At 71.9% G+C, this 13,909-nt stretch carries 11 protein-coding genes, 1 tRNA gene, 1 other RNA gene and 1 pseudogene; 5 read left to right on the forward strand and 9 right to left on the reverse strand.

Going from position 1 to position 13,909, the window contains the following annotated elements:
* Positions 1-59: 59 nt before the first annotated feature.
* Positions 60-1,568, reverse strand: a complete 1,509-nt coding sequence (locus Q2K20_RS10235) for a flavin-containing monooxygenase (protein WP_269504598.1) — start codon at positions 1,566-1,568, stop codon at positions 60-62.
* A gap of 113 nt (positions 1,569-1,681) precedes the next feature.
* Between Q2K20_RS10235 and Q2K20_RS10240 the strand changes: the two genes are divergently transcribed.
* A complete protein-coding gene (locus Q2K20_RS10240) occupies positions 1,682-3,352 on the forward strand; it encodes a CYTH and CHAD domain-containing protein (protein WP_185951730.1) in 1,671 nt (556 codons plus the stop codon).
* Between the two features lie 30 nt (positions 3,353-3,382).
* On the opposite strand, the gene Q2K20_RS10245 is transcribed toward Q2K20_RS10240, so the two are convergent.
* From Q2K20_RS10245 to cobC, 6 genes and pseudogenes are all read right to left on the reverse strand, one after another.
* Entirely contained in the window at positions 3,383-3,550 is a 168-nt protein-coding gene (locus Q2K20_RS10245) for an SPOR domain-containing protein (protein WP_132061872.1), read from the reverse strand.
* Between the two features lie 104 nt (positions 3,551-3,654).
* Positions 3,655-4,081: RNase P RNA component class A (rnpB, locus tag Q2K20_RS10250), an RNA gene on the reverse strand.
* Positions 4,082-4,130: 49 nt separating this feature from the next.
* Positions 4,131-4,766, reverse strand: a pseudogene (locus Q2K20_RS10255) (histidine phosphatase family protein); the annotation flags it as partial.
* A 26-nt stretch (positions 4,767-4,792) separates the two neighbouring features.
* On the reverse strand, positions 4,793-5,524 hold the full coding sequence (locus Q2K20_RS10260) for a zinc ribbon domain-containing protein (RefSeq protein ID WP_159149159.1): 732 nt from the start codon (positions 5,522-5,524) through the stop codon (positions 4,793-4,795).
* 11 nt (positions 5,525-5,535) lie between these two features.
* Entirely contained in the window at positions 5,536-6,693 is a 1,158-nt protein-coding gene (locus Q2K20_RS10265; protein ID WP_096905686.1) for a Nif3-like dinuclear metal center hexameric protein, read from the reverse strand.
* Positions 6,694-6,695: 2 nt separating this feature from the next.
* Complete coding sequence (cobC, locus tag Q2K20_RS10270; RefSeq protein WP_163376531.1) at positions 6,696-7,814, reverse strand: Rv2231c family pyridoxal phosphate-dependent protein CobC; 1,119 nt, start codon at positions 7,812-7,814, stop codon at positions 6,696-6,698.
* A gap of 86 nt (positions 7,815-7,900) precedes the next feature.
* On the opposite strand from cobC, the gene Q2K20_RS10275 reads away from it, so the two are divergent.
* The 3 genes from Q2K20_RS10275 to Q2K20_RS10285 are packed head-to-tail and all read left to right on the forward strand — an operon-like array spanning position 7,901 to position 10,133.
* Positions 7,901-8,569, forward strand: a complete 669-nt coding sequence (locus tag Q2K20_RS10275; RefSeq protein WP_069389227.1) for an HAD hydrolase-like protein — start codon at positions 7,901-7,903, stop codon at positions 8,567-8,569.
* The gene (locus Q2K20_RS10280; protein WP_268817100.1) at positions 8,559-9,050 is read left to right on the forward strand and encodes a low molecular weight protein-tyrosine-phosphatase; all 492 of its coding nucleotides are present in this window, start codon (positions 8,559-8,561) and stop codon (positions 9,048-9,050) included. Before Q2K20_RS10275 ends, Q2K20_RS10280 begins: the two co-directional genes overlap by 11 nt.
* A 51-nt stretch (positions 9,051-9,101) precedes the next feature.
* Positions 9,102-10,133, forward strand: a complete 1,032-nt coding sequence (locus Q2K20_RS10285) for an SURF1 family protein (RefSeq protein WP_163376533.1) — start codon at positions 9,102-9,104, stop codon at positions 10,131-10,133.
* 64 nt (positions 10,134-10,197) lie between these two features.
* Here the strand turns inward: Q2K20_RS10285 and Q2K20_RS10290 are convergent.
* A tRNA-Val gene (locus Q2K20_RS10290) sits at positions 10,198-10,270 on the reverse strand.
* Between the two features lie 97 nt (positions 10,271-10,367).
* The gene (locus tag Q2K20_RS10295) at positions 10,368-10,802 is read right to left on the reverse strand and encodes a DUF3052 domain-containing protein (RefSeq protein WP_096905691.1); all 435 of its coding nucleotides are present in this window, start codon (positions 10,800-10,802) and stop codon (positions 10,368-10,370) included.
* A 306-nt stretch (positions 10,803-11,108) separates the two neighbouring features.
* On the opposite strand from Q2K20_RS10295, the gene aceE reads away from it, so the two are divergent.
* Positions 11,109-13,904 (forward strand): pyruvate dehydrogenase (acetyl-transferring), homodimeric type, encoded by a 2,796-nt coding sequence (gene aceE, locus Q2K20_RS10300; protein ID WP_159148114.1) that lies wholly within the window; start codon positions 11,109-11,111, stop codon positions 13,902-13,904.
* The last annotated feature ends 5 nt before the right edge of the window (positions 13,905-13,909 follow it).

Consider the following 13,909-nt stretch of genomic DNA (forward strand, 5'->3'; position numbering starts at 1 on the left):
CCAGCGGGGGCGGCGGGCCAGTGACCCGACGGCGCCGAACAGTCTGCCGATCGGGGCGCTCACCGGAGGGACTCCTGCCCGGTACGCGTCGCGGCCGTGTCGTCGGCCGCGGTCCGCCGGTAGGCGCTCAGGTCGAACTCCCGGGTCTGGTTGCGGAAAGTGAAGGTGTAGTCCGGCCACACGGCCGGCGCGTTGCCCTTGTCGTCGAGGTACCAGCTCCGGCAACCGGTCACCCACACGGTCTCGCCGGTGCTGTCGCGCAGTTCGCGGTTGTACGCGTCCTGGACGGCCGCACGCACCTCGACGGTCTGCAGGCTGCGGTCCCGCATGGTGCGCAGCGCGTCCACGAGGTAGTTGAGCTGGGACTCGATCATGTAGATCATCGACGAGTGCCCGAGTCCGGTCGCGGGGCCCACCAGGACGAACAGGTTGGGGTAGCCGGCGACCGTGGTCCCCTTGTAGGCCTCCATCCCTTCGCTCTGCCACTTGTCCGCCAGGGTGCGCCCGTCCGTTCCGCGGACGCGCTCGAAGAACGGTGAATCGGTGACGTGGAAGCCCGTGGCCACCACCAGGACGTCGGCGGGGTGCTCGGTTCCGTCACCGGTGACGATCCCGCCCTCGGTGACGCGGGTGATCGGCTCGGTGACCACGTCGACGTTGTCCCGGGACAGTGCCGGGTACCAGGTGTTGGACAGCAGGATGCGCTTGCACCCGATCTCGAAGTGCGGGGTGAGCCGCGCGCGCAGGGCACGGTCGCGCACCTGCATCGCCAGGTGTGCCCGTCCGAGCGCCTTGATGGGTGCCAGCGCCGCGCGGGTGCGGGTCAGGCCCACCACCTGGAACTCGCGGCTGGCGTACTGCAGGGCCCGCACCGCGCGCTGCAGCCCGGGCACCCGGCGGTACAGCGACCGCTCGAACCGGGGGTACTGCCGGTCCATCCGGGGCAGGACCCAGGGCGCGGTGCGCTGGTAGACGTCGAGGTGCGCCACGGTCGGGGCGATGGACGGCACCACCTGGATCGCCGAGGCGCCCGTGCCGATCACCGCGACCCGCTTGTCGGCCAGCGTCACCGAGTGGTCCCAGCGGGCGGTGTGGAAGACGGGCCCGGCGAAGTCGCCGACGCCGTCGATCTCCGGGAGCCTGGGCTCGCACAGTGCCCCGACGCCCAGCACCACCACGCGGGCGTCGTACTCCTCCTCGCTGGTGCGCACCGTCCACCGGCCGCGGGACTCGTCGTAGTCCACCGAGGTGACGTCGACGCCGAAGCGGATCTTCTCGCGCACGCCGGCCTCGTGCGTGACCTTCCGGATGTAGTCGTAGATCTCGCCCTGCGGCGAGAAGGCCCGTGACCAGTCGGGGTTGAGGGCGAAGGAGTACGAGTACAGGTGGGACGGGACGTCGCACGCCGCGCCCGGATAGCTGTTGTCGCGCCACGTCCCGCCGACGTCGGGGCCGCGTTCGAGGACGACGAGGTCGTCGAAGCCCTCCTGCGCGAGCCGGATGGCGGCACCGAGCCCGGAGAACCCCGCCCCCACCACCAGGACGTCGACGATTTTCGGCTGATCCACAATCTCTCCCTTACGACGAACGTGTGACCGTAGCCACTGACCTTACCCGCCGGTAAGTCCGGAAGGGGCGGCGCTCACTGCCGGTGTTCATCCTTTACTGATACAACCGGACCATGACGATCAACGAGACCGTCGAGGTCGAGAGCAAGTTCGAGGTCGACGAGCACACCCCGCTGCCCACGGTCGACGCCCTGGCGCCTCTCGTCGCGGACGTCCCGGTGGAGCACCAGCTCTCCGCCACCTACTACGACACCGCCGACCTCTCGCTCACCCGGCACAAGGTCACACTCCGGCGCCGCACCGGCGGGGACGACGAGGGTTGGCACCTCAAACTGCCCGACCGGGCGGGACGCGTCGAACTGCAGGCCCCGCTCGGCGACGGCGACCCCCGTGACGACGTCGTCCCCGCGGAGCTCGTCACGGCCGTCGCCGGGCTGGTCCGCCGTCGGCCCCTCGAGCCCGTCGCCCGCATCGACAACCGCCGGCAGGTCCTCACGCTGCGGGACCCCGACGGGGCCGCGGTGATCGAGTTCTGCGACGACCGTGTCTCCACCGAGTCGTTCGTCGCCGGCGGATCAACGGCGGGATGGCGGGAATGGGAGACCGAACTGGTCGATCCGGCGCGACCCGATGCACACGATCTCCTCGCGACCGTCGCCGCCGCCTGCGCGGACGCCGGGGCTCACGCCTCGTCGTCGTCGTCCAAACTCGCCCGCACCATCGGCCCACTCCCCGACCTCTACGAGCGCGGCGTCTCGCCCGTGCGCGACGCCCTTGTCCAGGACCTGCAGCAACTCCTCGACCACGATCCGGCGGCCCGGCGCGTCACCGTGGTGGGCGTCCACCAGATGCGCGTCGCGGTCCGTGGCCTGCGGAGCACCATCAGCTCGTACGCCGACGAGCTCGGGGCGGAGACCGCCGGCACCGACATCGACCCGGCCGCGCTCCTCGCCGAACTCAAGGAACTCGCCGCGGTGCTGGGCAAGGCCCGGGACATCCAGGTGGTCGACCAGCGACTCGGGGCGCTGGCAGCCGACTACCCCGAGGACGTGGTGACCGCACGGACCCGGCATCTCCTGCGCACCGAGTTGGACTTCGAGGAGCAGCGCGCGGGCGAACGCGTCACCGCGGCGCTGCTCTCCGACCGGTACCTCGACGTGGTCGACCGACTCCACGAGCTGGTCCGCGTCGCCGGCACCGGCCCTGCCGCAGTGGGGGGCGGGGCGTCGTCGAAGGGCGGTGCTCCGTCGAAGGGCGGTAGGAAGCGGCGCGAGGCCGAGGAGACACTGCTGCGCGGGGTGGACCGGCAGTTCTCCAAGTTCACCAAGGTCCGTACCCGAACCGAGCGCGACCTGGACTCCCTCGACCTGACGCTGGCCCAGCGGGAGGAACTCACCCACGTCGTGCGCAAGCGCGCGAAGGCACTGCGCCGCAACGTCAGCGCGGTGCCGAACACGGAGGACCTCACGGTGGCCCCGCTGCGTACGGCCTGCGACCGGCTGCACACGGTGCTCGGGGAGGTCCAGGACAGCGTCACCACCCGGCAGTGGATCCGGCGCATCGCGCGGCGGGCCGAGTTCGCCGGTGAGTCGACGTTCGGCCTCGGCGTGCTCTTCGAGCACGAGCGGGCGTTCTCCGAGCGCACCCTCGAGGGGTTCGAGAGCGACGCCGCGGCGGTCACGGCCGCCTATCGCGAACTGTCCGAGTCACGGCGTGCGGCACGGCGGCGCCGGAAGAAGAAGGACAAGAAGAAGAGCGGCAAGAAGAAGGGCGGGAAGAAGTAGGACAGCCCGGCTCGACCTCCCGGGCTCGTACTAGTCGTCCTGGGCGTCCCAGGCCTCGTTGCGGGCCTTCGCCTTGGCCAGCGCCGCCTCGGCCTCGCCGCGCGTGGCATAGGGGCCCATCCGGTTGTCCCAGTTGGTCACCTTGCCTTGCTGCGCCTGACCTGTGGCGATGTCGTAGTACCATTGTTCGTCCGACACGGTGGGCCTCCTCGGTTCGACGGGACGGGCTTGTCACCTCGGACCCTACTATCCGGGTCCGGGCCCGCCACCGCGCGCCGCAGCACCGCCTGCCGGGAACGGGGCGAACGAGCCGGCCTGTAAGCCGGATCCTGTGCCCTCCGCGGGCGGAGGGCGACGACCATCCATCTGGGCACTCCGTCACCGGGTACCTCGAGCGGTCCACCCGCGGACTCGGGCGAGCAGCCCTCCCGTGCATCGCTGCACGCCATCCGCGCAGCCGCACCGCGAGCGGTGCGACCTTCGACCTTGCTCCGGGCGGGGTTTACCTAGCCGCCCCGGTCACCCGGGGCGCTGGTGCGCTCTTACCGCACCGTTTCACCCTTACCGCGCCCGCAGGCGCGGCGGTCTGTTTTCTGTGGCACTGTCCCGCGGGTCACCCCGGGTTGCCGTTAGCAACCGCCCTGCTCTGTGGAGTCCGGACTTTCCTCGGGCCGGGGCCTGGCCACCGATAGCGCCGGTTCCCCTGTCCGCGGCCGTCCGGCCGACTCGTTCGCCCCAGGGAGTCTAGTCGCCCGCGCGGGCCGGTCGGGGTGCGGGCTCAGACGAGGTGGGAGGTGTCGTTGACCAGGTGCACCGAGGTCGGCCCGTCGGAGTAGAAACGCACGTCGGAGACGGAGGCGAGGTCCAGGTGCAGCCGGAACAGCAGCTCGTCACCGGCGCCCAGGCCCGCCCGGATCGCCAGTTTGATAGGGGTGACGTGGCTGACGACGGCGACCACGCCGCCGGGGCGGTCGGCGACGATGCGCCGCAGTCCCCGCTCGACGCGCGCCCGCACCACGGCGAAGCTCTCGCCGCCCGGGGGCGCGGTGGCGGTGTCGCCCAGCCACTGCGAGTGGAGGTCTGGATCCTGCTCGGCGGCCTCCCGGAAGGTGAGCCCCTCCCACCCCCCGAAGTCGGTCTCGATGAGGTCCTCGTCCACCACCAGGGGCACGCCGGCGACGTCGGCGGCCCGCTCGGCGGTGCCCAGGCACCGGCGCAGCGGGGAGGAGACCACCGCGGCGAGATCCGGCAGTGCCGCGAGCCGGGCGGCGGTGCGCTCGGCCTGGGTGACGCCCAACTCGGTGAGCTCGGGGTCGCCCTGGCCCGAATAGCGCCGGTCCACCGACAGCGGGGTCTGGCCGTGGCGGGCCAGGACGATCCGGGTGGGGCGGCCGGTGGCGCCGGTCCAGCCTGGTCCGCCGGTCGAGCCCGGTCCGCCGGTCACGAGTTGTCGGTGCGGACCACGATCACGCCGCACTCGGGGCAGTTCAGGACCTCGTCCGCGGGGGCGGAGCGGAACGCCGAGACGGTACTCCGGTCCAGGTCCATGGCGCAGGCCGAGCAGCGGCCTCCGTTGAGGATCGCCGCCCCTCGGCCCGCCTCCGCGGCGCTACGGGTGTAGTGATCGAGGAGGTCGGCGGGGACGGTCTCCGCCTCCCGGGCCCGTTCGGCCATCGTCTCGGTGACCGCGTCCTCGAGCTCGGCGAGGGCGGTGTCGCGCAGCGTCACGGCCATCCCGATCCGCGCGTCCAGGTCGGTGACGATCGCCCCGGAGTGGCGGACGTCGGCCTCCATGGCCTCGTGACGTTCGCCCAGCTCACCCAGCTCGCCCTCGAGGGCCTCCTGGCGGCGGGCCAGCGAACGCAGCTCGTAGTCCAGTTCGGTGGCCTGCCGCTCGGACAGGCCGCCCTTGGCCAGCAGATCGGAGTCGGCCGCCCGGCGCCGGCGCACGGCCTCCAGATCGGACCGCAGCTTGGCGAGTGCGCGGTCGAGATCCTCCAGGTGGATCCGGGCACGGGCGACGGACTCGGTGGCGGCCCGCCGCTCGGCCTCCAGCTCGTCCAGGGTCGTCTGCTCGGGTAGCTGCGACCGCCGGTGCTCGAGACTCGCCAGGCGCAGGTCGAGGTCGGCGATGTCGACGAGTCGACGCTGGTCGTGGGGATCGGCCTTCATGGGTGCCAAGACTACCGCTGCACGCGCCCTCCCCCGGCGGCCACCGTCCAGGGGTCCGTCCGTTGATCGCACACCGTCGCGGTGAGGTCCGCCCCCTCCTCGAGCAGGGCCGCGGCCTGGGCGCACCACGGGAACTCCAGCGCCCAGTGCGCGGCGTCGACGAGCAAGGGTCCGCCCGAGCGAAGGTGCTCGTCCACAACGTGATGGCGCAGGTCCCCGGTGAGGTAGACGTCGGCGCCCGCCGCGCGGGCCGCACCCAACAGTGAGTCGCCGGATCCGCCACACAGCGCGACGCGCCTGATCTCGGCGTCGGGGTCGCCCGCGGCGCGGACCCCCCACTCGGTGGTGGGCAGACGCTCGGCCACGAGCTCGGTGAACTGCGCAAGCGTCATCGGTGCGTCGAGTTCGCAGATCCGCCCGAGCCCGGTGTCCTCGGGCCCCGGCCCGGGTCCGGCGTGGTTGACGAACACGTCCATGGCGGGCACCTCGTAGGGGTGCCCGGCCAGGACGGCTCGCCGCACCGCGGACCGCAGCTCGGGCGGCGCCACGAACTCCACCCGCGTCTCGGAGACCCGCTCGGGCTCGCCGACGGTGCCGATCGTCGGGTCGGTGCCGACGCCGGGACGGAACCGCCCGGTGCCCTGGACGGAGAACGAGCACTCGGTGTAGCCGCTCATCCGTCCGGCCCCGGCGGCGAACACCGCGTTCAGCAGGTCGTCGAGGTCGTCGTCGGGCACGGTCACCACCCACCGGTCGACGGTGCCGTCACCGGTGGGGGCCAGGGGGCGGCCGGGGACCAGGCCGAGCACGTCGGCGAGGGCATCGTTGACGCCGGGCCGTGCGGAGTCGGCGTTGGTGTGCGCGGAGTACAGCGCGCACCCGCCGGCGATGAGCTTGTGCAGCAGCCGGCCCTTGGGGGTGTCGGCGGCCACGGAGTGCACGCCGCGCATGAGCGGCGGGTGGTGGACCAGCAGCAGGTCGGCGCCCTCGGCGAGCGCGTGGTCGACCACGGCGTCGGTGGCGTCCACCGCCACGACGACCCGTCCGACCTCGGCCGCCGGGTCCCCGGCGACCAGCCCCACGCGGTCCCACGACTCGGCCAGCCGCGGCGGGTAGGCGTGCTCCAACAGGTCGATGACGTCGGCCAGGGTGGGCCTGCCGGTGGTCATGGTCACTCCCCTTCCTGTTCACCCGCCGCAGCGGGACCTGTCCGTCCCGCGACCTGTCCGAGCCAGGCTCCGACGAGTTCGTCCACCATCGTGCCCGGCCGCACCGCCAGTCGCAGGTAGGTGGCGTCGAGGCCGGGGAACGTGTCGCAGCGGCGGGTGACGATCCCCCGGCGCACGAGCCCGGTCCGGAACGCGACCGGGTCGATCCCGGCCGGAGTGCGGACCAGGACGAACGGTGCGGACGGGGGCACCACCACCTCGATCCCGGCGGCGTCGAGGGCGCGGACCATGGTGTCCCGATCGGAGACGACCTGCGCCCGCGCGGCCTCGAGTTCCGGATCGGCCGCCGGACCGACGCACGCCCGGATGGCCTCCAGTTGGAGAGTGCCCAGGGGCCAGTGCGGACGGCGCGCGGCGAGATCGGCCAACACCGACGGGTCCCCGACGGCGTACCCCACGCGCAGGCCGGCCAGCGCCCACGTCTTGGTCAGCGACCGCAGCACCACGAGGCCCGGCAGGTCGGCACCGGCCAGGGTGTGGGCCGCCTCGTCCGCGAGGATGTCGCAGAACGCCTCGTCGACGACCGTCACCCGTCCGGGCCGGCACAGCGCCGCCACGGTGGACCGGGGGTGCGCCACCGAGGTGGGGTTGGTGGGATTGCCGACGACGACGAGGTCCGCCTCCTCGGGGACGAGGCCGGGGTCGAGGTCGAACGGAACCGGCAGGAGGACCCGCTCCACCGGCACGCCGGCCCGTCGCAGTTCGAGCTCCGGTTCGGTGAAGGACGGGTGCACCACCGCCGCTCGCAGCAGGTTCCGGGCCGCGTGGGCGGCGAGTAGGTGGAACCCCTCCGAGGCCCCGCCCAGCAGCAGGACGCGGTCACGTCCGACCCCGTGACGGGCGGCCACGGCGGAGACGGCGGCCTCGTCGTCGTCGCCCCCGGGGTATCCCCCCAGGTCGGCGAGGCGGGCCGCCAACCTGTCGCGGAGCCACCCCGGCGGCCCCGATCCGCGCACGTTGACGGCGAAGTCCAGGGCGCCGGGGACCAGCTCGGCGTCACCGTGGTGTCGCAGCGCCGCCCACGACGCCTGGTCGGGACGCTCTCCGGGTATCTCGCTCATTCCCGGAAGCGTAGGACGACCACGAACGGCGCGCGGCCCCGGACCGGCGGGGGAACCCGCCCGGCGGACTCTGGGAGGATGGCGGCATGACCGACCGCCCGATCCTCCTCGTGGACCTCGACGGCACCATCACCGACTCCCTCGACGGCATCGCCAAGTCCCTCCACCACGCGCTCGGCGTGGTGGGCGCGCGCTGGGACTCCGACCGCGACATCCGTTCCATCGCCGGCCCGCCCATGGTCGACACGTTGACCTCGCTCGGCCTCGCCGGGTCCGACCTGGACCGGGCGGTGGCGGCCTACCGCGAGCGCTACGACGAGGTGGGGTGGCTGGAGAACGCCGTCTTCACGGGGATGGACGCGCTGCTCGACCGGCTCGCCGTGGACGGCTACCGGATGGCGGTCGCCACGAGCAAGGACGAGGTCGCCGCGCGCCGGATCCTCGGGCACTTCGACCTGGCCGCCCCCTTCGAGTTCATCGGTGGGGCGGACATCTCCGTCGGCCGGATGGCCAAGGCCGACGTCATCGCGCACTCCCTCTCGGCGATGGGGATCGACCCGACGCCCGTCGACGGCGGCGGGACCGGGCAGGTACTCATGATCGGCGACCGCGAACACGACATCGAGGGCGCCGCCCGATACGGCGTCCCGACCGCGATCGTGCGCTGGGGCTACGGGCGGCCCGACGAGTGGGACCGCGCCCACTGGTCGGCCGTCGACACCGCGGCGCTGGAGGAGATCATCCGTGGGTGGTGAGTCGCGGGTGCGGGTGGTGTTCGTCTGCACCGGGAACATCTGCCGCTCCCCCATGGCCGAGGTCATTGCCCGCCGGGCGTTCCACGACGCCGGACTCGGCGACCGGGTGACCGTCTCCAGCGTCGGCACCGGCGACTGGCACGTCGGCAACGGCATGGACGCGCGCGCCGCCGCCGAACTCGCAGCCCACGGCTACGACACCGGGCACGTGGCCTCGCAGCTGTCCCCCGGCGACCACGACGCCGACCTGGTGGTGGCCCTCGACACCGGCCACCGCGACCACCTGCGTCGGGCGGGTGTCGACCCGGGCCGCATCCGGCTGCTGCGGTCCTACGACCCCCGTGCACACGAGCACGGCGCAGACGGCACCGACGTGGCCGACCCCTACTACGGAGACGACAGCGGCTTCACCCGCACCCGCCTGCAGATCACCGCGGCCCTGCCCGGGCTGGTCGCCGAGGTGCGCGAGCTCACGGGGTAGCGGGCACACCTGCCACGGGACCCGCCGCGCCGGGACGGATACCCTGGGAGCATGCGGATACTGCGGCGTTTCCTGACCCCGGGATGGGTGATCGGCGTCCTCGCCGCGGCCCTGTTCGCCTGGGCGTGCTTCGCGCTGCTCGCCCCGTGGCAGCTGGGCAAGAGCAACGATCTCGACGCCCGCAACGCCCGGCTGGCCGAATCCGTCGAGGCCGAGCCCGCGCCGCTGGCGCAGGTGGTGGACGGCCCGCAGGCCTACGCCGAGCGCGAATGGCGCCTGGTCACCCTCACCGGGGAGTGGCGACCGGACTCCGAGGCGCTGCTGCGACTCCGGTCGGTGGACGGCGAGCTGGTCTACCAGGTTCTCACGGTGTTCGACCCCGTGGACGGCGCGGACATGCTGGTCAACCGCGGATACGTGCTCGTCGGGGAGAACAACGCGGTCCCGGACTATCCCGCCGCCCCCGCCGGCGAGGTCGAGATCACCGCCCGGTTGCGGGTCACCGAGCCGGGCGAGGCCGAGCCCGTCCCGATGGCCGGACTGCCCGCGGTGCGCGTGGTGGACCCGGTCGTCATCGGCGACACCCTCGGGCACGACCTCGTGTCGGAGGGCTACCTGCAGCTGGCCGGGGGCCAGCCAGGATCGCTCTCCCCCGCCCCGATCCCCGGCATCGAGAACGGCCCGTACCTGTCCTACGGACTGCAGTGGCTGGCCTTCGGCGTGCTCGCCCCGGCCGCGCTCATCTACTTCGCCTGGGCGGAGATCCGGGCCCGGCGGCGCGACGCCGAGGTCGCGGCCGCCGACGCCGACGCCGATCAGGGGGCGGGGACGCCGGATGACGGCACCACGCCCACCGCGGGGGTCGACGCCCGGGGAGGCGACACCGATGACCTCGGCCGCGACGGCGGCGGCGATCCCGCGAACGGTGACTCGTCGGGCGGCGGCTCAGACGGCGGCGGCCGGGGAGCCACCGAGCTCGACGAGGCGTCCGCCCGTGAACGCGCGATGCGGGCCCGCTACGGCGACCGCAACGACGCCGAGCAGCGCAGGGCTTTCCGCCGAGCGGACCGCCTCCGGACCTGACCACCTACGCCGAGCCCTCGGCACCGGGTGCGGTCGGTTGTCATCGGTCGGTCTTCATCATCGGTGCGCGCGGAGGGAATCGAACCCCCGACCGCTGGTGTGTAAGACCAGAGCTCTAACCGCTGAGCTACGCGCGCGTGCGCACCGACGCGTCGATCGCGCCGGTGCGGTCAGATTATCCCACCCGGGACAGCGCCCCACCCCGGGGCGCACGAGGGGTCCGGGGTGCCGCGATCACTTGCGGGGCATGCTGTTCTTCCGCAGGGCGAGCCGGCTTCCGGCCCAGTCCCCGAGCGCGGCGGTGCGCGTCTGCAGCATCCCCGCGGTCTGGGCGGACTCCGCGATCACTGCGGGCACCACATGCCCGTCGAGCCCTGTCTTGGGGGTGAGGACCCACACCGAGCCGTCGTCCGCCAGGGGGGTCATGACGTCCATGAGTCGGTCGACCAGGTCGCCGTCACCGTCCCTCCACCAGAGCAGTACCGCGTCGACCACCTCATCGGTGTCCTCCTCCAGCAGCTCTGATCCGACGGCGTCCTCGACGGCCTCGCTGATCGACTCGTCACAGTCGGAATCCCATCCGACCTCCTGAACGAGCATGCCCTCCGTCAGTTCGAGCTGACCAGCTACCTGGTCCGCTCCGTCCTGCTGGTTCGCCGCGGCGACCACCGTGGTGTTCCTCCCTCTACTCCGTCGTGCTACTTCTCGGGTCTTTCGCTGACCAGGAACACTACCCGCGCACACCCGCCGGGGAAACGACTACCGCCCATTTGGCGGTGTGTCGGCTCAGGCGACGGTGTCGCGCGTCACGCTTTGGGGCACAATCGGAACCGGTGGGCCTACGGTGGCCCGCCCCGAGCCTGACGCGATCCGCCCACACCTGCGGGCCGCGGCCCGGGCCCGACGATGTACCACGACATGTGGTGGCCCCACCGGGCGTCCACGGTACGAATCACAGAAGTGAGGACGATACGCATGAGCGGAAACGAAGGCCCACGGGACGGGACCGCACCCACCAACGTGCCGATTCTCCGGGAAGGGGTCGCCTCCTACCTGGCGGACTCCGACCCCGAGGAGACCCAGGAGTGGATGGACTCGCTCGACGGCCTGCTCGCCGAGGCCGGGCCCGAGCGCGCCCGTTACCTCATGCTGCGTCTCCTCGAGCGGGCCTCCAAGCAGCGTGTTCCGCTGCCCGCCCTCACGTCCACCGACTATGTCAACACCATCCCCACGAGTCTCGAGCCGGAGTTCCCCGGCGACGAGGCGGTGGAGCGGACCTACCGTCGATGGATCCGGTGGAACGCCGCCATCATGGTCCACCGCGCCCAGCGGCCCGGGATCGGCGTGGGCGGTCACATCTCCACCTACGCCGGGGCGGCCCCGCTCTACGAGGTGGGGTACAACCATTTCTTCCGCGGCAAGGACCATCCCGGCGGCGGCGACCACATCTACTTCCAGGGCCACGCCTCCCCGGGCATGTACGCCCGGGCCTACCTCGAGGGCCGGTTGCGGGAGCAGGACCTCGACGGGTTCCGGCAGGAGAAGAGCCATCCGGGGCGTTCACTCCCCTCCTACCCCCACCCCCGCTCGCTGCCCGAGTTCTGGGAGTTCCCCACGGTCTCGATGGGTCTGGGGCCGATCAACGCCATCTACCAGGCACGGTTCAACCGCTACCTCCACAACCGCGGCATCAAGGACACGTCGCAGCAGCACGTGTGGGCGTTCCTCGGTGATGGTGAGATGGACGAGGTCGAGTCGCGCGGCGCGCTGCAGATCGCCGCGAACGACGCCCTCGACAACCTCACCTTCGTCATCAACTGCAACCTCCAGCGTCTCGACGGGCCGGTCCGAGGGAACGGCCAGATCGTCCAGGAGCTGGAGTCGTACTTCAGCGGCGCCGGCTGGAACGTCATCAAGGTGGTCTGGGGTCGCGAATGGGACGCCCTGTTCGACAAGGACACCGAGGGCGCGCTCGTCTCGCTGATGAACTCGGTCTCCGACGGCGACTACCAGACCTTCCGCGCCAACGACGGCGCCTGGATCCGCGAGCACTTCTTCGGCCGCGACCCCCGCACCGCCAAGCTCGTCGAGGATATGACGGACGACGAGATCTGGGCGCTGCGCCGCGGCGGGCACGACTACCGCAAGATCCACGCCGCGTACAAGGCGTCGCTCGAGCACACCGGCCGGCCGACGGTCATCCTGGCCCACACCATCAAGGGCTTCGGACTGGGCCAGAACTTCGAGGGCCGCAACGCGACCCACCAGATGAAGAAGCTGACGCTCGACGACCTCAAACTGTTCCGCGACAAGCAGCAGATCCCCATCACCGACGAGGAGCTGGAGGCCGATCCGACCCAGCCGCCCTACTACAACCCGGGGCCGAACTCGCCGGAGATCCGCTACATGCTGGACCGCAGGTCCGCCCTCGGCGGGCACGTCCCCGAGCGGCGCCAGACCTTCACCCCCCTGGCCGTGCCGGGCATCGACGCCCTGAAGTCACTCCGCAAGGGGTCGGGTAAGCAGGCCGTCGCCACCACCATGGCGCTCGTGCGGACGGCCAAGGAGCTCATGCGCGACGAGTCCCTGCGCGACCGTTTCGTGCCGATCATCCCCGACGAGGCCCGCACCTTCGGCATGGACTCGTGGTTCCCCACCCTGAAGATCTACAACCCGCACGGGCAGAACTACACCTCGGTCGACCACGACCTCATGCTGAGCTACAAGGAGGCCAAGGACGGCCAGATCATGCACGAGGGCATCAGCGAGGCGGGGTCCGTCGCCGAGTTCACCGCCGCCGGGACCGCGTACGCGACCCACGGCCAGCCGATGATCCCTCTGTACATCTTCTATTCCATGTTCGGGTTCCAGCGCACCGGCGACGGCATCTGGGCCGCCGCCGACCAGCTCGCCCGCGGCTTCCTGCTGGGCGCCACCGCCGGCCGCACCACGCTCACCGGCGAGGGCCTGCAGCACATGGACGGCCACTCCCCGCTGTTGGCCGCGACCAACCCGGGGATCATCTCCTACGACCCGGCGTGGGCGTACGAGGTCGCCCACATCATGCGCGCGGGCATCGAGCGCATGTACGGCCCCGGCGCGGCCAACGAGACCGAGACCGACGGCATCGACCGCAACGTGTCGTACTACATCACCCTGTACAACGAGCCCGTTCCGCAGCCGGCGGAGCCCGGGGACCTGGACGTCGACGCCCTCCTGCGCGGTCTGTACCGCTTCCGCGCGGCGGAGGCCGGGAGCCACAAGGCCTCCATCCTCGCGTCCGGCGTGGCGATGTATGCGGCGGTCGAGGCGCAGAAGATGCTCGCCGACAAGTGGGACGTCGCGGCCGACCTGTGGTCGGCGACCTCGTGGACGGAGCTCGCCCGTGACGGGTTCGAGTGCGAACGCCACGAGCTCCGCCACCCCGATCAGCAGCCGCGCATCCCGTTCGTCACCGCGGCACTGGCGTCGGCCGAGGGGCCGAAGGTCGCGGTGAGCGACTTCCAGAAGGCGGTTCCGGACCAGATCCGCGCCTGGGTCCCCGGGGACTTCACCGTCCTCGGATGTGACGGCTTCGGGTTCTCCGACACCCGGCCCGCCGCCCGCCGCTTCTTCAACACGGACGCCGAATCGATCGTCGTGGCCGTCCTCGCGGGCCTGGCCCGCGAGGGGACCATCGACAAGACCACCCTGCTCGAAGCGGCGCGTCTGTACCGGATCGACGACGTCATGGCCGCCCCCGAGCCGACGACGGACCCCGGAGTGGCGTGACAGAC

The sequence above is a fragment of the Dietzia sp. IN118 genome (assembly GCF_032905965.1).
Taxonomy (GTDB): domain Bacteria; phylum Actinomycetota; class Actinomycetes; order Mycobacteriales; family Mycobacteriaceae; genus Dietzia; species Dietzia kunjamensis.

Coding starts and splice junctions, on each gene's coding strand:
- Q2K20_RS10240 (WP_185951730.1), top strand. CDS start 1,682: ATGACGATCAACGAGACCGTCGAGGTCGAGAGCAAGTTCGAGGTCGAC.
- Q2K20_RS10260 (WP_159149159.1), bottom strand. CDS start 5,524: ATGAAGGCCGATCCCCACGACCAGCGTCGACTCGTCGACATCGCCGAC.
- Q2K20_RS10265 (WP_096905686.1), bottom strand. CDS start 6,693: ATGACCACCGGCAGGCCCACCCTGGCCGACGTCATCGACCTGTTGGAG.
- cobC (WP_163376531.1), bottom strand. CDS start 7,814: ATGAGCGAGATACCCGGAGAGCGTCCCGACCAGGCGTCGTGGGCGGCG.
- Q2K20_RS10275 (WP_069389227.1), top strand. CDS start 7,901: ATGACCGACCGCCCGATCCTCCTCGTGGACCTCGACGGCACCATCACC.
- Q2K20_RS10285 (WP_163376533.1), top strand. CDS start 9,102: ATGCGGATACTGCGGCGTTTCCTGACCCCGGGATGGGTGATCGGCGTC.
- aceE (WP_159148114.1), top strand. CDS start 11,109: ATGAGCGGAAACGAAGGCCCACGGGACGGGACCGCACCCACCAACGTG.